Source organism: Mesorhizobium sp. M8A.F.Ca.ET.057.01.1.1 (assembly GCF_003952565.1).
Lineage (GTDB): Bacteria > Pseudomonadota > Alphaproteobacteria > Rhizobiales > Rhizobiaceae > Mesorhizobium.
The window spans coordinates 6,209,286-6,227,112 of sequence record NZ_CP034454.1 but is presented as its reverse complement, the minus strand read 5'-3'; the positions used below and the strand labels follow the sequence as shown (position 1 = coordinate 6,227,112).

The window sequence follows — 17,827 nt, the reverse complement described above, 5'->3', positions numbered from 1 at the left end:
TCAGATCGCCTTGGCGCGCAAGGCGCCACGGAAGGAATCACGGAGGTAGCCCAATGTGGCATCGGCATCGGCCGGCTTGCCGAAGAGATAGCCCTGTCCGCCGGCGCAACCGAACTGGACCAGCCGGTCGGCCTGCGCTTCCTCTTCGATGCCTTCGGCGACGACGTCCATGCCGAGCCCTTCGCACATGGCGAGGATGGCGCGGATGATGTGCTCGGACGGCCGGTCTTCGAGAATGGAGGAGACGAAGGCGCGGTCGATCTTGAGCTTGTCGAAATGGAACTCGCGCAGGCGGCCGAGCGAGGACTGGCCGGTGCCGAAATCGTCGAGCGAGACGCGGATGCCGACGCGGCGCAGATCCTCGACGATCTGCGCGGCCGAGGTAGGGTCGTTCATCAGGCCGGTTTCGGTGATCTCGATCTCCAGCCGGCGCGGATCGAAGCCGGTGCGGTCGAGGATCGCCAGTATGTGCAGGCCGGTGTTCTGGTCGACGAGTTGCGAGGGCGACAGGTTGAAGGACAGGAACAGGTCCTTCGGCCAGCTCCTGGCGGCTTCGGTCGCCTTGCGCAACACCAGCTGCGACAGCGGGCCGATGATGCCGCGCTCCTCGGCGATCGGGATGAAGACGGTCGGCGGCACCGCGCCGAGGTCGCGATCGGTCCAGCGCGCCAGCGTCTCGAAGCCGATGGTGCGGCGCGTGGTGAGGTCGACGATCGGCTGGAAATGCGGCTCTACCTCGCCGGCGGAGACGGCGCGGCGCAGCGCCTGCTCGATGCGGGTGACGCGCTTGGCGGCCTCTTCCATCTCGCGGGTGTAGACGACGACGCGGCCGCGGCCGGAACGCTTGGCATGGTAGAGCGCCGTTTCGGCCTTGTTGATGAGGATCTCGGTGGTCTCGTCGCCCGAATAGAACAGCGAGCAGCCGACCGAGGCCGAGAGCCTGGCGGTGCGCTCGCCGACATCATAGGGCGCCGACAGGATCTCGATCAGCATGCGGGATTTTTCAGCCGCCGCATCCTCCGAGAACACCAGCGGGTAGAGGAAGGCGAATTCGTCGGCGCCGATGCGGCAGACCGTCGAATGGCCGTCCATCGAGGCGCGCAGCCGCATGGCGACCTGGATCAGGATGTCGTCGCCGGCCTTGTGGCCGAACAGGTCGTTGATCGGCTTGAAGCCGTCGAGGTCGAGAATGCCGACGGTGAAGGGTGCGGGATCGTCGGCGCGGTCGCTGATCAGGCGGTCGACCTTGTCGAAGAAGCGGCGATGATTGCCAAGCCCGGTCAACGGATCGGTGAACGCCAGATCCGTGCTTTCCCTGTTTGCCTGACCGGTGCCAAACGGAGTTTGCATCGGTGTCCCTGTTCGTCCCTGCTTTGTCGTCGGAATTTATTTTCGAGACTGGCAGCAAACCCTTTAGGAAACGTATCGCTTGAATCGATTTTTGTAGCCGGAGCATGATCCCGAAAAATGGTACCCGGCTTTCACCGTGAACCGCGCCTAAATAGAGAACCGGATGCCTTCGTGAAGCCGGCTACATGATACGTCAAGCACGGGGATTTTCAGCCGTTTGGCTTGACGCGGTACAGTTCCAGAGGAGCGCCACGGGTCTCCGCCACCGGCTCCAGCCATTCCGGCACGCTGTCGCGCATCAGCCCGGCCAGAAAACCGTCCGGCGCCCTGGCCGCGAACAGCCTGCTTTCCGGATTGTCGCGGCAGAGCGCGACAAGGCCGACATGGTGGCTTTCGACGATGGCCTTGGCGTCGGTGGCCGAGCCCAGCAAGGCATCGAACACGAGCAGGTTTCCGGCGACGTTGCGATGGTACGGCCCGGCGAACACGCGATGACCGGTAAAGGCGAGGATGGGCGAGCCAAGATTGGAGATGGCAAGCACCGTCGTGGGTGCCATCGCGCCAAGCACGGCGAACGAAGCCTTGCTGTTGCAGGGCGCATCGATGTTGGCGTCCCTGGCGGGTGCGGCGGTTGCGAAGGCGCTCGAGGCGGCCTCGGCGGCACCCGACCAGATGGCATTGACCGAGATCAGCCAGGCCGCGGCCATCCTGAGCACGGACCCGCTGGACGGGCTGGCTTCGGCCCGCTGGCGCCATTTGGCGATCCAGGCCGAAAGCGGGATCACCGCGAAGGCGATTGAAAAGGTCGAGCCGCGCACTTCCCAGGCGCTGACCAGGACCGCCACCACCAGCAGCGCGGCGACGAGGCTGTCCTGCCGCCGCCAGCCGCCATGGCTGAAACGGAGCGCCATCAGGAAGATCGCCACCAGCGGCGTGGCAAAGCGCGCCACGGCCCTTGCCGGATCGTCGACGACAAGCTGGACGATCGACTGCGCCTCCTCGATATAGCCGAGCCACATCTGCTGCAGGCGCGGGTCGAGATGGGCATAGGGCGCTGCCAGGCATTGCGGGAAGAGGAGCACCACGACGAGGGCGAGAGCGACGGCAAGCAGGCCAAGCGACATCAGGCGCCGGGCGGCCGTCGCGTTGGCGGCCCTCCACGACGCAAAGATTGCCAGACCGGCGCCGGCAAGCCCGGTGACGGCGAACTGCACGACCGAGAACGTGTCGCACTGGGCCTGGCCCCAGGACGACACTGGAATGGTGGCCGCGAAGGCCAGAGCCGAGACGCTGGCGACGCCGAGGCCGAAATCCCTGGCGATCAGCCTTTCGGCGTCACCATTACGGAGAAACAGCAGAGCGACGACGGCGCCGAGGGCCCCGGCATAGGGCGCGCTTTCCATGCCGATGGCCAGGGTCAGCGTGGCGCAGATGCCCGCGACAAGGGCAGCCGGCCGATGCGTGGGCGCCTCGAGCAGCAAGGCCAGGCTCGCCAGCGTCAGCATCAGCTGGACATTGTGATGATCGAGCGCGCCTGGGGAAAAAATCCCGATGTAATACAAAGCCGCCCCGCCGACGACGGCGGCGGGCAGCACAGCGGCCGGGCCGGCGAAAGCGCGCGCGGCGCGGATGATGAAGAAGACGGCGATAAGGAACTGCAGGGCCGGCCAGACTATTTGCACGATCTGTTCGGCCAGGGCGGCGCTGCCAGTCAGGCTCGAAACGGCAAGCATGCTCAGCGCCAGCGGCGCGTCGAGCAGCCGCGACCAGTGCATGACGAAGCCGCCCTCCAGCCCCATTCTGTACTGGTGCAGGTCGAACCAGCCCTGGCCCGCCAGCAGGTCGCGGACTTCGACCAGTTGCAGCAGGCTGTCATTGTCGCCCACCGGATTGGCCAGTTGCGGGAAGCCCTGCTGGGCGTCGAGGGCGAGCAGCAGCAAGGCGGCAAGCAACGCGAACGCGATATCGGACTTCCAGGTGGAAGTTCCCGTTGCTGTGCCCATGCCGATCGCCCTTGGCGGGAATGCCGGGCCTTTCCAGGCCAATCGACACTCGTGAAGTCGGTCTTAAACCTAGCCTTAACGGCTTCAATAAATAGTAAAACTGCCTGAACGCGGCCGGTTTCCGGAGCGCGACCGCATGGTCGACAGGGCATTCGGAGACGAAAATGCCGCAAGACGTCAGCCATGAACCCGTCATCGCCGTGCTCCTGCCATGCTACAATGAGGAGCTGACCATCGCCGAGGTGGTGCGGCGGTTCCGCGAGACGCTGCCCGCGGCAACCATCTATGTCTACGACAACAATTCGAAGGATCTGACGGCGCTGCGCGCCCGCGCGGCCGGCGCCATCGTGGTTCGCGAGCCGCGCCAGGGCAAGGGCAATGTGGTGCGGCGCATGTTCGCCGACATCGACGCCGACATCTATCTGATGGCCGACGGCGACGGCACTTACGCGCCCGAGGACGCGCCGCAATTGATCAACACGCTCCTGACCGAGCGTTGCGACATGGTGGTGGGCACAAGGCGCGGCGTCAGCGACGACGCCGGCCGCGCCGGCCATGCCTTCGGCAACCGGGCCTTCAACAGCCTCTACAAATGGCTGTTCGGCAGCGATTTCACCGACATCTTCTCCGGCTACCGCGTCTTCACCAGGCGTTTCGTCAAGAGCTTTCCCGCCGTCTCCGGCGGCTTCGAGATCGAGACCGAAATGTCGGTGCACGCCTCGCAGCTCAAATTGCCGGTCAGCGAAATCGCGCTCGATTACGGCCGCCGGCCGGAAGGCTCGTCGTCGAAGCTGTCGACCTTCCGCGACGGCGCCAGGATCCTGTGGATGTTCGCCATGCTGATGAAGGAGACGCAACCGCTGCGCTTCTTCGGCGCCTTTTCGCTGTTCTTCCTGGCCTCGAGCCTGTTCCTGATGGCACCGGTGCTGGTCGAATTCGCCGAGACCGGCCTGGTACCCCGCATGCCGACCTGGGTGCTGTCGGTCGGCCTGCTGCTTCTGTCCATGCTGGCGGCGGTGACCGGACTGATCCTCGATTCGGTCTCGCGTGGGCGCGCCGAACAGAAGCGGATCTTCTATCTATCCATGCCTTCGGGCCGTGTCGAGCGCCGCACCGGCGACGTGGTTCGGAAGCCGCAACCGGGCAAGGCCTCGCGCGCGGCCTGACCGATGCAACGCGTCGTCCGCTTTGTCTTCGCCGGCGGCATCGGCTTCGTCGCCGACGCGGCGGCGCTGTGGCTGCTGCTCGCCGTCACGCCGCTCGGGCCCTTCGTCGCCCGCATGCTGTCGATCGGCTTCGCGCTCTGCACTACCTGGCAGATCAACCGGCACCTGACCTTCTCGCCGTCGAGCAGGGGCGTGAGACAGGAAGGCGCCCGCTATGGCGGCGTCGGCGTCGCCACCAGCATCGTCAACTATGCCGTCTACTCGGCCATCCTGCTGGTGCTGCCGGCGGCGCCACCACTGGCGGCGCTTGCCATCGCTTCGCTGGCGGCCATGACGCTGTCCTTCCTGGGCTACTCGCGGCTGGTCTTCGACCGTTAACGGCGTGGCCCGATTGGCAGAAGGCGCCGCGACCCTTATATCGCTTGCGTTGACTGCGCTGAGGATCCGCCATGAAGCTGAAAATCGCCGTCCAGATGGACCATGTCTCCACCGTGTCGATCGCCGGCGACACTTCGTTCGCGCTGTCGCTGGAAGCGCAGCGGCGCGGCCATCAATTGTTCCACTACACGCCCGACCGGCTGTCGCTGCGCGACGGCAAGGTGTTTGCCCGCATCGAGGAAATGCAGGTGCGCGACGAAAAGGGCAGCCATTACTCGCTGGGCGAGCAGGTTCGCACCGACCTGTCGGAGATGGACGTCATCCTGCTGCGCCAGGACCCGCCCTTCGACATGAACTACATCACCACCACGCATATCCTCGAGCGTATCCATCCGAGGACGCTGGTCGTCAACGACCCGGCCTGGGTGCGCAACAGCCCGGAAAAGATCTTCGTCACCGAGTTTTCCGATCTGATGCCGGACACGCTGATCACCAAGGATCCGCTCGAGGTGGCCGCCTTCCGCAAGGAATTCGGCGACATCATCGTCAAGCCGCTCTACGGCAATGGCGGCGCCGGCATCTTCCATCTGCTGGAAGCCGACCGCAACCTCGCCTCGCTGCTCGAAATGTTCGGCCAGCTGTTCCGCGAGCCCTATATCGTGCAGCGCTACCTGAAGGATGTGCGCAAGGGCGACAAACGCATCATCCTGATCGACGGCGAGCCGGTCGGCGCCATCAACCGGGTGCCGGCCGAGCACGATTCCCGCTCCAACATGCATGTCGGCGGCCGCGCCGAGAAGACCGAGCTGACCGAACGCGAGCGCGAGATCTGCGCCCGCATCGGGCCCTCGCTCAGGGAACGCGGCTTCATCCTGGTCGGCATCGATGTCATCGGCGACTACATGACCGAGATCAACGTCACCTCGCCGACGGGCGTGCGCGAAGTGCAACGCTTCGGCGGTGCCGACATCGCCAGCCTGTTCTGGGACGCGGTGGAAGCGAAGCGGACATAATCCGTTTTCATTTTGTGTTAACCCTGTTCCGCTTTTGCAGCCGGCTACAACCGGGGGCGCAACCTGTCCGGTTACCGGTTCCCCTGATGTTCCTGATTTGATCAAGGCTTTTCGACCCGGCGCTGTTCGCGCTCCCTTATATCGGCCGTCTCGGCCAGCACCCAGTCCCTGAACAGTCTGATCTTGGGGGTGTTGCGGCGGCTTTCGGAATGCACCAGCCAGTAGCCGTCGCCGTCGGACCCCAGGGCCTCGAACGGCTGGACCAGCTGTCCCGTCGCCAGCAATGAGCTGTAGAGGTTGCAGGTGAGGATGGCGACGCCCTGATCCGTCAGTGCCGCCATCGCCTCATAGGCCTGCGTGCCCAGCTCCGGGCCGGCTATGATGCGATCGGGCTCGAAGCGGGCGCCGGCTGCTTCGAACCAGATCTTCCACCAGGGGTCGGTCGAACAGCATAGCGGCAGCTTGTAGAGATCTTCGGGACGGCGGATGCCTCCCACGCTCGCCACCAGCCTCGGGCTGAGCATCGGCGTGTAGTCGGCCTTGAAGAGATAATGGGCTCCAAGCCCCGGCCATTTTCCGGTGCCGGTGCGAATGCCGATATCCATGCCGTCGCGAGCGAAATCGGCCAGCCGGGACGATGTGTCGACCTTCACCGCGAGGTCCGGATGCATCAGCTGGAATGCTCCAAGGCGCACGGCCAGCCAGGTCGATGCGAAGGTCTGGACCGTGGTGACGGAGAGCACACCGGTGGCGCCGCCCTTGGTCGCCAGCCAGGCATCGGCCAGGGCCGAGAAGGCGCCAGTGGCGTGCGGCGCCAGTTGCTCGCCGGCCTCGGTTAGCTCTATCTGCCTTGTTTTTCTTATGAAAAGCAGGCGTTCCTGCGCGTTCTTCCAGCACCTTGATCTGATAGCTCGCCGCCGACTGGGTCATGCCGAGTTCCTCGGCCGCCTTGGTGAAGCTGCCTAGCCGCGATGCGGCTTCAAACACCCTGATGGCGCCCAAAGGCGGCAGGTCCCAGCTCATCACACATCAATCCTGTTGATGCATGATACGCGACGTTCGATTGGAAACCAAGTGCCGGCAAGCGCACACTCAAACCATCAACCGAACCCGAAAGGACATGGCATGAACACCTCCACGCGCGTCACAGTCCGTCATCCGATCCTAGACCTCTTCGTCGCTCCCTTCCGATCGCGGTCGCGCCGCCTGCTCGACCAGCGCGCACTGTCCGACCACTTCAAGCGCGACATCGGCCTGCTCGACGGCCACCCGCCTTATGGCAGTATCCGCTAGGCACGATTGGCGGAGGGAGACAGGAGAGAACAATGACCGTACCCGCGAAAGCCCTGGCGCAGAGCCGGCGAACGATCGAGTCGTATGAGGACTACGCGGTCCGTTATGAAGAGATTGTCGGACATGTCCCCCATCCGAATGACCAGGCCGCGCTCAGGCGCGCCGCGGCGGTCGCCGGGCCGGGCGGCCAAATCCTGGAGATCGGGTCCGGACCAGGCCGCGATGCGGACTTCCTGGAGGGCCTTGGTGTCGAGGTCCGGCGGACCGACGCGACGCGGCGCTTTCTCGAACTGCAGGCAGCACGCGGCAAGACAGGCGAACTGCTCGACGTGATCACAGACGAGCTTGGCGGTCCCTATGACGCGGTGGTGGCGCTTGCCGTGCTGATCCATGTGCCTCGCGACCAGATCGACCCGATTCTAGAGAAGATCGCGCGGGCGTTGCGGCCCGGCGGTGCCTTTGTCGTCTCGATGCGCGACGGCGACGGCGAAACGGGCGGCAGATATCATACAGTCGACTGGCGCAAGGACGCCTTCGCGGCGCGCATCGAGGCCGCCGGCATGGAGGTTCTCAGCCACAGCTTCCGCGTCGGCAGGAAGGAGCGGGGATGGAACACTTTTCTGGCGGTGAGGTCGTCGTGATCTGCACAGACTCCGGGAACCTTCGCCCCCGTCCTGCGCGGCTCGCATCGTCACGCGCACGGTGAGGCGCCTTGCAGGCAGCCGCGAGCTCAATCGACGGTATGGGCACGCCTCTCTTTGTTCCTGTATTGTTCTTGCCTTGGTCTGAAATCTGTGGTTGTCTTGCGTTGACGTCCCTCGCGGCCTGTTCACAAAGGCTGAGGAAAGACGGCATCGGGGGCAAAAAAATGGTGGCGCGGGTTCGTACGGTCGCTTTCCAGGGCATCGAGGCCGTGCCGGTCGACGTGCAGGTGATGATCGCGCCCGGCAAGGTCGGCATCCAGATCGTCGGCCTGCCCGACAAGGCGGTGGCCGAGAGCCGAGAGCGGGTGCAGGCGGCGCTGCACGCGTCGGGCCTGTCGATGCCATCGAAAAAGGTCACCGTTAACCTGGCGCCGGCCGATCTGCCGAAGGAAGGCAGCCACTACGATCTGCCGATCGCGCTTGGCCTGATGGCCGCCCTTGGCGCCATTCCTGGCGACATGCTGGCCGGCTATGTCGTCCTCGGCGAATTGTCGCTCGACGGCACGATTACCGCCGTGGCCGGCGCGCTGCCGGCGGCGATTGGCGCCAATGCGGAGGGCAAGGGCTTAATCTGCCCGTTCGCCTGCGGGCCGGAAGCAGCCTGGGCCGGCGCCGATTTCGATATATTGGCGCCTCGCAGCCTGATTGCCGTCGCCAATCACTTTCGCGGCACGCAGGTGCTGTCGCGGCCCGAGGCCGGCATCCGCGCCGCGCCGCGCGACCTGCCCGACCTCGCCGACATCAAGGGCCAGGAGACGGCCAAACGGGCGCTGGAAGTGGCCGCCGCCGGTGGCCACAACCTGCTGATGGTCGGTCCGCCCGGCTCTGGAAAATCGATGCTGGCGCAACGGCTGCCGTCGATCCTGCCGCCGCTGGCGCCGAAGGAGCTCCTGGAGGTCTCGATGATAGCCTCGGTGGCCGGCGAGCTCGGCGAAGGCAAGCTGACCGACCGCCGGCCATTCCGCGCGCCGCACCATTCGGCCTCGATGGCGGCGATGGTCGGCGGCGGCATGCGCGCCCGGCCGGGCGAAGTATCGCTGGCGCATCACGGCGTGCTGTTCCTCGACGAGTTCCCCGAATTCACGCCGCAGACGCTCGATGCGCTGCGCCAGCCGCTGGAGACCGGCGACTGCATGATCGCGCGTGCCAACCACCGCGTCACCTATCCGGCGCGCATCCAGCTGGTGGCGGCGATGAACCCGTGCCGCTGCGGCATGGCCGGCGAGCCGGGTTATCGTTGCATACGCGGCGAGCGTTGCCGCACCGACTATCAAGCGCGCATCTCAGGACCGCTGCTCGACCGCATCGATCTCAGGATCGAAGTGCCGGCGGTCTCGGCCAGCGACCTGATCCGGCCCGACCGGGCGGAGAAGAGTGCTGACGTTTTACTCCGCGTCGGCCGCGCGCGCACGCTCCAGCGCGAGCGCTTCGAACGGCTCGGCGTCAACAGCGCCACTACCAACGCGCATTGCGCGCCGGCTGTCATCGAGGCGATCGCCATGCCCGATGCCGCCGGCCTGTCCCTGCTCAAGGACGCCAGCGAAAAACTCGCTTTTTCCGCACGGGCCTACCACCGGGTGTTGAAAGTGGCGCGCACGCTCGCCGATCTCGACGCCAGCGAGACCGTTGGCCGCATCCATCTGGCCGAGGCGATTTCCTATCGCATGAGTGCGGAGCGCGTGGCGCAGGCGGCGTGAGCTTTCCTCCCCTCAAGGGAGCGGGGGGACGCTGCGCCAGACGATCCTTCAGGCCGATGCGCGCGCCTTCAGCTCCAGCCGCCGCCTATGCAACACCGGCTCCGTATAGCCGTTCGGCTGGCTGGTTCCCTTGAACACCAGGTCGCAGGCGGCCTGGAAGGCGATGGAATTGTCGAAATCCGGCGCCATCGGCTGGTAGAGCGGATCGCCGACATTCTGCAGATCGACGATGGCGGCCATGCGCTGCAATGAATCCCTGACCTGGATTTCCGAGCAGACCTTGTGGCGCAGCCAGTTGGCGATGTGCTGCGAGGAGATGCGCAGCGTGGCGCGGTCTTCCATCAGGCCGACATCGTTGATGTCAGGCACTTTCGAGCAGCCGACGCCCTGGTCGATCCAGCGCACGACATAGCCCAGGATGCCTTGCGAATTGTTGTCGAGTTCGCGCTGGATCTCGTCGGGCGTCCAGTTTGGCCGCACCGCCACCGGCACCGACAGGATGTCGTCGAGTTTCGCCTTCGGCCGGCTCTTCAGCGCCGCCTGGACGGCATGCACATCGACCTTGTGATAGTGCGTGGCGTGCAGCGTCGCCGCCGTCGGCGACGGCACCCAGGCGGTGTTGGCGCCGGCCCTGGGGTGGGCGATCTTCTGTTCCAGCATGGCGGCCATCAGGTCCGGCATCGCCCACATGCCCTTGCCGATCTGGGCATGACCGGCGAGTCCGCATTCGAGCCCGGTGTCGACATTCCAGGCCTCGTAGGCGGAAATCCAGGCGGCCTGCTTCATGTCGCCCTTGCGGATCATCGGGCCGGCTTCCATCGAGGTGTGGATCTCGTCGCCGGTGCGGTCGAGGAAGCCGGTGTTGATGAACACCACACGCTCGCGTGCCGCGCGGATCGCTTCCTTGAGATTGATGGTGGTGCGCCGCTCCTCGTCCATGATGCCCATCTTGATGGTGTTCTGGGCCATGCCGAGCAGCGCTTCGACACGGTGGAAGATCTCCACCGCGAAGGCGACTTCCTCCGGTCCGTGCATCTTCGGCTTCACCACATACATCGAGCCGGCGCGGGAGTTCATCCGCCGCCCTTTCGGCCCGACATCGTGCAGCGCGATCAGCGCCGTCATCGCCGCGTCCATGATGCCTTCCGGCACCTCGTTGCCGTCACGGTCCAGGATCGCTGGATTGGTCATGAGGTGGCCGACATTGCGCACCAGCATCAGCGAGCGGCCAGGCACGGTCAGCGTACCGCCGGCGGGCGCGGTGTAGGCGCGGTCGGGGTTGAGCTTGCGGACAAAGCTCTTGCCGCCCTTGCTGATCTCTTCGGCGAGGTCGCCCTTCATCAGGCCGAGCCAGTTGCGGTAGACGACGACCTTGTCCTCAGCATCCACCGCCGCGACCGAATCCTCGCAGTCCTGGATGGTGGTGAGCGCCGATTCCAGGATGACGTCGGCAATGCCAGCCGGATCGGTGCGGCCGATCTGGTTGGCGCGGTCGATCAGGATTTCGATATGGAGGCCGTTCTTGACCAGAAGCACGGCTTCCGGATTCTCGGCATCGCCGCGATAGCCGGCGAACTGTTTCGGGTCGGCAAGGGTGGTGGCGCCGGCGCCCTCGCCGAGCTTGAGCGCGCCATTGGCGACCGAGAGCCCGTTGACGCCGGCCCATTTGCCCGTGGTCAACGGCACCGACTGGTCGAGGAAGTCCTTTGCCCAGGCAATCACCCTGGCGCCACGCGCGGGGTTGAACCCCTTGCCCTTCTCGGCGCCGCCGGTCTCGGGAATGGCGTCGGTGCCGTAGAGCGCATCGTAGAGCGAGCCCCAGCGCGCATTGGCGGCGTTGAGCGCATAGCGCGCGTTCATTACCGGCACGACGAGCTGCGGCCCGGCGACGACGGCGATTTCCGGATCGACATTTTCGGTCGAGACGCTGAAGGCCGGACCTTCGGGAACGAGATAGCCGATCTCCTTCAGGAAGGCCTTGTAGGCGCCCATCTCGATTGGCGCGCCATTGTCGCGATACCAGCCGTCAAGCCTTTCCTGCAAGGCGTCGCGCTTCGCCAGCAGCGCCCGGTTCCTGGGCGCCAGATCATGGACGATGGAGGAGAAGCCGTTCCAGAAGCTTGCCGCTTCGATGCCAGTGCCGGGCAACGCTTCGTCGACGACGAAGTCATGCAGCTCGCGGGCAATGCGCAATCCGGCGATCTCGATGCGATCGGTCATCAGGCTACTCCAGATGAAAGGCTTTGCGGGGCGTTTGACATGTCAGGGATGCAGGGTCAATTCAGCTTAGGGTGAAGGTGGGGCATTTCTGGCCTTCTTTGAAGACACACCCGTGCGGAGTGTTCTTCATCTGTTTGCGTGCGCCGTTCTGAACCGTTCACTCTACCTCCAACGTCACGGAATGGACCCTACGGTCTCAGCGACGTCGCTTCGCGACTGCTCCGCCCTAGGGTGACGAAGGCGCAGGATTCAGGTCAGGCCGAGTCGAAAATGGTGGCGTCCGAGAACCGGAGCGGAGCGTACTTAAGGTACGTGAGCACCGGAAGCACAGGACGCCGCCATTTGCAGGCCGGCCTCACCTGAATCTAAACCGCGATCCTTGGCCTGCCCGAGGCCACCGCCACGACATGCGCCTCGATGAACATGCGTTGCGCTTCGACGGTCGAGACACGGAACTCCGTCGCGACCTCGATCTCGGCGCTGTCGGTGCCGGCATCCCGGGCGCGTTGGGCGACGATCGCCCGCACGTCGGCCTCGGCGGCGGCGACCGCCGCCGCTTCGTCGAGGAAGTCGCGCACCGTTTCGCCCGAGGCAAGCCGGAACAGGCCTTCCTTGGGTTGGCTGACGCGGGCCTCGGCCGAAACCCTGACCTGGCCGACGACGGCGCCGAGCGCGTTGGCGACGTCGGTATCGCGGGGCACCACGCAGTCATTGCCGACCAAGGGGGCCAGACCGGCATAGTGCAGGGGGCCGAAGCGCCCAGCCCAATGACCGGCCGGTCGAGCGCGACGCTGAGGCGGGCGATGCCGGGATGCGCGTCGACGGCGCGCTGCACCAACGCGTGCGCCACCGTGGCCGCACCATCGAGCCCGTCCTCGGCAAAGGCGGTTTCCAGGATGTATTCGGCCGACCAGCGCGTCAGCGTCACCAGCACGCGTTCCGAAATCACCTCCGGTGATGCGGCGATAGGCTGGCCACGGCCATCGCGCCTGCGGGCGAACAGTTCGGCGCCAAGGCGGGCGGTGGCGGCGTCCCAGTTCGCCTGCTTGCCGAGCACGTGCGCGGCGTCCGATGGCGTGAAGCCTGAGATATGCACCAACCCGCGCGAGACCAGCCGGTTCAGGGTGGCATTCTGGGCGTTCGAGGTCAGCAGCCTGTCGAGGGCAAGCGGCGTCGCGCCGATCGCCTCGTAGAGCTTCGCCTCCGGGACGGTCAGCCCCGCCGCGAGCCGGTCCGGCACGCCGGTGCGGACCGCGAAGCGGCCATCCATGCGGCCGGTGTTGGGCGCGCGCAACTGGCGTTCGAGCTCCGCCGTCACCGCCTCGCCATGCGCCATGCCGGCCAGCGCCAGCGGCACCAGGCGGCGCGGCCCGAGCAGGATTTTCGGGTTGAGCGCGCCATCCTCCAGCGCCACCTCGGAATCGCCGCCGAGGCCGAACGTGCGCATGGCGACCGCCTCGACCATGGTGCGGAAACCACCGACGGTGGCGCCTTCCGGATCGAGCCGCGGCCGGCCGCCATCGAGCACGGCGACGTCGGTGGTGGTACCGCCAATGTCGGACACCACCGCATTGTCGAGCCCGGTCATGTGGCGGGCGCCGACGAGGCTGGCGGCGGGGCCAGAGAGGATCGTCTCAATCGGCCGCTGGCGGGCGAACGCCGCCGAAACCAGCGCGCCATCGCCACGCACCACCATCAGGGGAGCGGCGATCTCGCGCGCCGCGAGAAAGCCCTCGGTCGCCGCCACCAGCCGGTCGATCATCGAGATCAGCCTGGCGTTGAGCAGCGTGGTGAGCGCCCGGCGAGGACCGCCGAGCTTGGCCGACAATTCATGGCTTGCCGTGACCGGCAGGCCGGTCCTGTCGCGGATCAGCTCGCGGGCGGCGATCTCATGCGCGGGATTGCGGGTGGCGAAATAGGCGCAGACGGCAAAGCCGGACACCGAGGCGCCGAGTTCCGACAGCATCGCCTCCAGCCCGGACAGGTCGAGCTTTGCCGCATTGCCGTGCACATCATGGCCGCCCGGACAAAACACCACCGGGTCGGTGCCAAGTGCGGTCTTCAAGCCATCGCGGGCAAGATCGGCCTCGGAAAAGCCGATCATGACCAGCGCCACCCGGCCGCCCTGTCCCTCGACCAGTGCGTTGGTGGCGAGCGTCGTCGACATCGAGACCAGCTTGATGTCAGCCGGATCGGTACTTGCCTTCTCCAGCACCGCGTCGACGGCGCCCGAAATGCCGACGGCCAGATCATGCCGCGTGGTCAGCGCCTTGGCCTTGGCCAGCACCTTGCCCTTGTTCGGACCCTGCTGTGGACCTTCGGTCTCGGACCACAGCACGGCATCGGTGTAGGTGCCGCCGGTGTCGATGCCGAGGAAGAGAGGTTTTGGCTTGGTCTTGGCGGTCATTTTGGGGCGAAAGTCCGGGCAGATTGTTTGGTTGCCTGCCCTTAGCCGATACCTGCTTGCGGATAAAGCCGGGAGAGATGGGCCAAGAGACGCGGCCCTGGCGCGGTGGAGAGTTTATTGAAAGGTGAGCGCGAAGCCCCCCTCTCTCTGTCCTGCCGGACATCTCCCCCTCAAGGGGGAGATCAGATGTCGGACTCGCTTTCGCCAATCGCAAACGTTGCAAAAGGAGCTTCGGCGCTCAAGCTGCCAATCTCCCCCTTGAGGGGGAGATGCCCGGCAGGGCAGAGAGGGGGGCTTCGCGCCGAACTCCCTAAATTACCCCTCGAACCCAACCTTCTTATGGCTGCCATCGCAGAACGGCTTGTTGGCCGAATGGCCGCAGCGGCAAAGGAAGACCTTGGTAGTGCGGTCGACCGTGTGGCCGGTGCCGGTGACGATCTCGACATTGCCTTCGAGCTTGAGCGGGCCGTTGGTGGTCGGCGTCGCTTTCAGCGGCCCGTCACGGGCCTCCAGCGCCGGCGCGTCCTTCAGCGCCGGTTCGCCGGTGGCGGCAAAGCCCGCCTTGATGTGGCTGTTGTCGCAGAACGGCTTGTTCTGCGAGGCGCCGCAGCGGCACAGCGTGGCGCGATAAAAAGTCTCGTCGCCGAGCACGATCTCGGCATGCACCGCCAGCGGACCATTTTCGCGCAGCCGCACGGTGTTGACCACGGGCGGTTTTTCCTGCGGCCCACCATCCTTACGCACATAGGTGATGGCGCCCGAGGGACAGTTCTCGGCCAGCGCGACGATCTTTTCGACGCTGGCCGCCTCGGGATGGATCCATTGACCCGGCGCATTGGGCACGAAGACATGCGGGTCGCCCAGCACGCAATTGCGCGAGTGAATGCAGCGCTTGCCGGAAAATCCGACGTCGATCTTGTCGCTTTCGACCATGCCGGCCATTGGCGTGCTCCCTGTTTGCGTGGAGCACGCCGCACCTGAATACGCGGCGTGCCTGGGTGCCCCTTGTTTTTATGCATGTCGTTACCCCAAAACCGGAAACCACTTTTGGGCGACATACATAGCCAGGCTATGGCTCCCAGCGGGAAAACCGTCAAGCTGGCAAACCGGTCAGGGGACCAGATCGATCTCCTCGGTCTCGCCGCCGCTGCAGGTATAGCAGCAATCCTCGCATTTTTCCTTGTTGCCGGGGCCGACGCCCCAATAGGTGCCTTCATCGCCGTCGACCCAGGCGCCATAGCAGATCGATTCGCCTTCGTTGCAGGAAATCGGCAGCTGCTTGGTCTCGCCGTCGTCGAGATAGAAATCCTTGCCATCGCCCGGCCAGACATAGTCGCGGTCCTGGCTGTAGAGCTCGAGGCGCATGGCATTGGGGTGGCTGTTCTTGACGGCGAAGGTGACGTCGCCGGCATGGGCGGCGGGCACAAACAGGACGGCAAGCGAAAACGCGGCGGCGAGCCGGCGCGCGGATGTGAAAGACATGGAAACCCCCGATGTAGAATCGACCCCACGGCCGATGGGGGATCATGGCACGACGCGGGCCGGCGCTAAAGGGATGATGCCGGCAATCCCTGCCAAATCATCGCGGCATTTCGCCTTATCGCTGCCAGAAGGGCAGCTTGGCGATCTCTTCCTCGACCTGCCGTGCCGTCAAGCCGATGTCGTCGATCAGATGCGGATTGGCTTGCGCCATCTGCTTCAGCTGCCAGCGAAAGTGTGCCTGCTCGCGCCAGGCAGCGATGGTGTTTCGCAAGCTCGCCAGGCTGTAGCGCCGACGCGGCGCGTGCGTGGAACTTGCGGGCATTCCCGGCCGCAGTGCCTGCGGGACCGAAGCAAGGATATGATTCATGACAACCTCCGTGGGGCCGGACTTGAGGGCCATCGAGCTGAAAGAGATTGAATTCTGCCGGATACGAGCGCTGCCGTAATCAAACCCTCCCAAATAGTTCTCAAAAGTTCCAAACCGACGCCTAACGCTTTGTTTTCACGCAATTCCCTGGGAAAGCGCTACGCGCTTCTGCGGGGCAAACCGCTTCGCACTTTTCCTCGAATTGCTCTATAGATGCGCCAATGCAGGGAGAGCGCTTTGCCTTTGGCCCGTTCGTGCTCGATGCCGGTGCGGGAACGCTGCTCCGGAACGATGTCCCCGTGCCCATCGGCTACCGCGGGCTGAAGCTGCTCGCGGCGCTGGTCGCAAGATCCGGCGAAATCCTCGAGAAGGCCGAACTGATGGACGCGGCATGGCCCGGCACCGCCGTCGAGGAAGGCAACCTCACCGTCCAGATTGCGCAGCTGCGCAAGCTGCTTGGTCCGCCCGGCATTGTGGGTGAGGGGAGCGGCGAATGGATCGCCACCGTTCCACGCGTCGGCTACCGTTTCACAGTGGCCGTCGAACACCTCAATGGCGCCAAGCGAAAACCGTTGCCGCTGCCTGACAAGCCATCGATAGCGGTGCTGCCCTTCGTCAATTTCAGCAACGATGCCGGGCAGGACGCCTTCTGCGACGGCTTGACCGAAGACCTGATCACCGACCTGTCGAGGATCTCCGGCCTGTTCGTCATCGCGCGCAATTCGACCTTTGCCTACAAGGGAAAGGCGATGGACGTACGCGAGATCGCCAGGGAACTCGGCGTCCGCTATCTGCTGGAGGGCAGCGCGAGGCGCGATGCGGGGCGCGTGCGCATCAACGCGCAGCTGGTCGACGCGGCGAGCGGCGATCATCTGTGGGCGGAGCGCTTCGACCGCGGCCTGGACGATATCTTTGCCGTCCAGGACGAGGTGACCGCCAAGATCGTGGAAGCGCTGCTCGGCCGGCTGCGCACGCCGCCGCCACGCCACCGGCCCACCAATCTCGACGCCTACGATCTGTGCGTGCGGGCGCGCAAGCTGATCGACGATTCGCCGCAGACTGCGCGGGAAGCGCATCTGATGCTGACGCGCGCGGTCGCGCTCGATCCCGACTACGCCGAGGCCTATCGCTGGCTCGCCATGAACCACTGGATGGGATGGGTGCATTGGGGCGCGCCGGTCGACCCCAACCGCCGCATTGCCCTGGATCTGGCGCGCAAGGCGGTGGCGATCGATCCCAACGATGCCGGCTGCCACTGGGTGCTCGGCAATCTGCTTGCCTATGAGCATGATTTCACCGAGGCGGATGCCGAATTCGCCAGAACCTTCGAACTCGACCCCAACGAGGCCGACGCCTGGGCGACGTTGTCCGACATAACGACGCTCGCCGGGCGGGTCGAGGAAGGCCTTGAGCACATTCGCAAGGCGTTCCGGCTCAACCCGTTTCCGGCGAACTGGTACTATCTGACGCTCGGCCAGGCGCAATATGCGGCGCGTGACTATGAAGCAGCCATCGAGACGCTGCGCCGGGACGAGACCTACCGCACCAGTTCACGCCGCTTCCTGGCGGCGAGCCTTGCGCAACTTGGCCGGCTCGACGAGGCGCGCGCCGAGGTCGAGCTGTTCCTCGTCGGCAACCCGCATTTCACCACCAGCCATTGGGTCTGGACCGAGCCCTTCCGCGACGACGCGACGCGCGCGCATTTCATCGAGGGCTTCCACAAGGCCGGCCTTCCGGACTGACGCGT

The 17,827-nt window shown here is 65.4% G+C and carries 13 protein-coding genes and 2 pseudogenes; 7 read left to right on the top strand and 8 right to left on the bottom strand.

From position 1 onward, the window contains the following. On the bottom strand, positions 1–1,350 hold the full coding sequence (locus EJ077_RS29565) for a putative bifunctional diguanylate cyclase/phosphodiesterase (protein WP_208698370.1): 1,350 nt from the start codon (positions 1,348–1,350) through the stop codon (positions 1–3). Positions 1,351–1,559: 209 nt separating this feature from the next. Beyond that, on the bottom strand, positions 1,560–3,353 hold the full coding sequence (locus EJ077_RS29560; protein ID WP_208698368.1) for a GtrA family protein: 1,794 nt from the start codon (positions 3,351–3,353) through the stop codon (positions 1,560–1,562). Between the two features lie 164 nt (positions 3,354–3,517). Here EJ077_RS29560 and EJ077_RS29555 point away from each other — a divergent pair, with 164 nt between their 5' ends. The 3 genes from EJ077_RS29555 (at position 3,518) to gshB (ending at position 5,910) form a co-directional block, all read left to right on the top strand. After that, the gene (locus EJ077_RS29555) at positions 3,518–4,519 is read left to right on the top strand and encodes a glycosyltransferase (RefSeq protein ID WP_208698366.1); all 1,002 of its coding nucleotides are present in this window, start codon (positions 3,518–3,520) and stop codon (positions 4,517–4,519) included. 3 nt (positions 4,520–4,522) lie between these two features. After that, positions 4,523–4,897 carry a GtrA family protein gene (locus tag EJ077_RS29550; protein WP_208698364.1) on the top strand — a complete coding sequence of 125 codons (375 nt, stop codon included), beginning with the start codon at positions 4,523–4,525 and terminating at the stop codon, positions 4,895–4,897. Positions 4,898–4,968: 71 nt separating this feature from the next. Beyond that, a complete protein-coding gene (gene gshB / locus EJ077_RS29545; RefSeq protein WP_208698362.1) occupies positions 4,969–5,910 on the top strand; it encodes a glutathione synthase in 942 nt (313 codons plus the stop codon). Positions 5,911–6,011: 101 nt separating this feature from the next. Here the strand turns inward: gshB and EJ077_RS29540 are convergent. After that, positions 6,012–6,933 (bottom strand): annotated as a pseudogene (locus EJ077_RS29540) (LysR substrate-binding domain-containing protein). A 102-nt stretch (positions 6,934–7,035) separates the two neighbouring features. On the opposite strand from EJ077_RS29540, the gene EJ077_RS29535 reads away from it, so the two are divergent. From EJ077_RS29535 to EJ077_RS29525, 3 genes are all read left to right on the top strand, one after another. After that, entirely contained in the window at positions 7,036–7,203 is a 168-nt protein-coding gene (locus EJ077_RS29535; protein WP_208698360.1) for a hypothetical protein, read from the top strand. 32 nt (positions 7,204–7,235) lie between these two features. Next, on the top strand, positions 7,236–7,844 hold the full coding sequence (locus EJ077_RS29530) for a class I SAM-dependent DNA methyltransferase (protein ID WP_208698358.1): 609 nt from the start codon (positions 7,236–7,238) through the stop codon (positions 7,842–7,844). Positions 7,845–8,071: 227 nt separating this feature from the next. Continuing rightward, positions 8,072–9,604, top strand: coding sequence for a YifB family Mg chelatase-like AAA ATPase (locus tag EJ077_RS29525; RefSeq protein ID WP_208698356.1), 1,533 nt, complete (start codon positions 8,072–8,074; stop codon positions 9,602–9,604). Positions 9,605–9,652: 48 nt separating this feature from the next. Here the strand turns inward: EJ077_RS29525 and EJ077_RS29520 are convergent, their stop codons facing one another. From EJ077_RS29520 to EJ077_RS29500, 5 genes and pseudogenes are all read right to left on the bottom strand, one after another. After that, the gene (locus EJ077_RS29520) at positions 9,653–11,824 is read right to left on the bottom strand and encodes a malate synthase G (RefSeq protein WP_208698354.1); all 2,172 of its coding nucleotides are present in this window, start codon (positions 11,822–11,824) and stop codon (positions 9,653–9,655) included. 365 nt (positions 11,825–12,189) lie between these two features. Beyond that, positions 12,190–14,231, bottom strand: a pseudogene (locus tag EJ077_RS29515) (hydantoinase/oxoprolinase N-terminal domain-containing protein). 315 nt (positions 14,232–14,546) lie between these two features. Beyond that, entirely contained in the window at positions 14,547–15,173 is a 627-nt protein-coding gene (locus EJ077_RS29510) for a CDGSH iron-sulfur domain-containing protein (protein ID WP_208698352.1), read from the bottom strand. 168 nt (positions 15,174–15,341) lie between these two features. Next, positions 15,342–15,713: a hypothetical protein gene (locus EJ077_RS29505; RefSeq protein ID WP_127279667.1), complete on the bottom strand. Its 372-nt coding sequence runs from the start codon at positions 15,711–15,713 to the stop codon at positions 15,342–15,344. A gap of 115 nt (positions 15,714–15,828) precedes the next feature. Continuing rightward, the gene (locus EJ077_RS29500) at positions 15,829–16,080 is read right to left on the bottom strand and encodes a DUF1127 domain-containing protein (RefSeq protein WP_208698349.1); all 252 of its coding nucleotides are present in this window, start codon (positions 16,078–16,080) and stop codon (positions 15,829–15,831) included. 221 nt (positions 16,081–16,301) lie between these two features. On the opposite strand from EJ077_RS29500, the gene EJ077_RS29495 reads away from it, so the two are divergent. Then, positions 16,302–17,822 carry a winged helix-turn-helix domain-containing tetratricopeptide repeat protein gene (locus EJ077_RS29495; protein WP_208698347.1) on the top strand — a complete coding sequence of 507 codons (1,521 nt, stop codon included), beginning with the start codon at positions 16,302–16,304 and terminating at the stop codon, positions 17,820–17,822. The last annotated feature ends 5 nt before the right edge of the window (positions 17,823–17,827 follow it).

What these genes read in the sequence shown, in the direction of transcription:
- EJ077_RS29530 (WP_208698358.1), top strand. Translation starts at nt 7,236, where the DNA reads ATGACCGTACCCGCGAAAGCCCTGGCGCAGAGCCGGCGAACGATCGAG.
- gshB (WP_208698362.1), top strand. Translation starts at nt 4,969, where the DNA reads ATGAAGCTGAAAATCGCCGTCCAGATGGACCATGTCTCCACCGTGTCG.
- EJ077_RS29500 (WP_208698349.1), bottom strand. Translation starts at nt 16,080, where the DNA reads ATGAATCATATCCTTGCTTCGGTCCCGCAGGCACTGCGGCCGGGAATG.
- EJ077_RS29505 (WP_127279667.1), bottom strand. Translation starts at nt 15,713, where the DNA reads ATGTCTTTCACATCCGCGCGCCGGCTCGCCGCCGCGTTTTCGCTTGCC.
- EJ077_RS29560 (WP_208698368.1), bottom strand. Translation starts at nt 3,353, where the DNA reads ATGGGCACAGCAACGGGAACTTCCACCTGGAAGTCCGATATCGCGTTC.
- EJ077_RS29525 (WP_208698356.1), top strand. Translation starts at nt 8,072, where the DNA reads ATGGTGGCGCGGGTTCGTACGGTCGCTTTCCAGGGCATCGAGGCCGTG.
- EJ077_RS29535 (WP_208698360.1), top strand. Translation starts at nt 7,036, where the DNA reads ATGAACACCTCCACGCGCGTCACAGTCCGTCATCCGATCCTAGACCTC.
- EJ077_RS29510 (WP_208698352.1), bottom strand. Translation starts at nt 15,173, where the DNA reads ATGGCCGGCATGGTCGAAAGCGACAAGATCGACGTCGGATTTTCCGGC.
- EJ077_RS29495 (WP_208698347.1), top strand. Translation starts at nt 16,302, where the DNA reads ATGCAGGGAGAGCGCTTTGCCTTTGGCCCGTTCGTGCTCGATGCCGGT.
- EJ077_RS29520 (WP_208698354.1), bottom strand. Translation starts at nt 11,824, where the DNA reads ATGACCGATCGCATCGAGATCGCCGGATTGCGCATTGCCCGCGAGCTG.
- EJ077_RS29565 (WP_208698370.1), bottom strand. Translation starts at nt 1,350, where the DNA reads ATGCAAACTCCGTTTGGCACCGGTCAGGCAAACAGGGAAAGCACGGAT.
- EJ077_RS29555 (WP_208698366.1), top strand. Translation starts at nt 3,518, where the DNA reads ATGCCGCAAGACGTCAGCCATGAACCCGTCATCGCCGTGCTCCTGCCA.
- EJ077_RS29550 (WP_208698364.1), top strand. Translation starts at nt 4,523, where the DNA reads ATGCAACGCGTCGTCCGCTTTGTCTTCGCCGGCGGCATCGGCTTCGTC.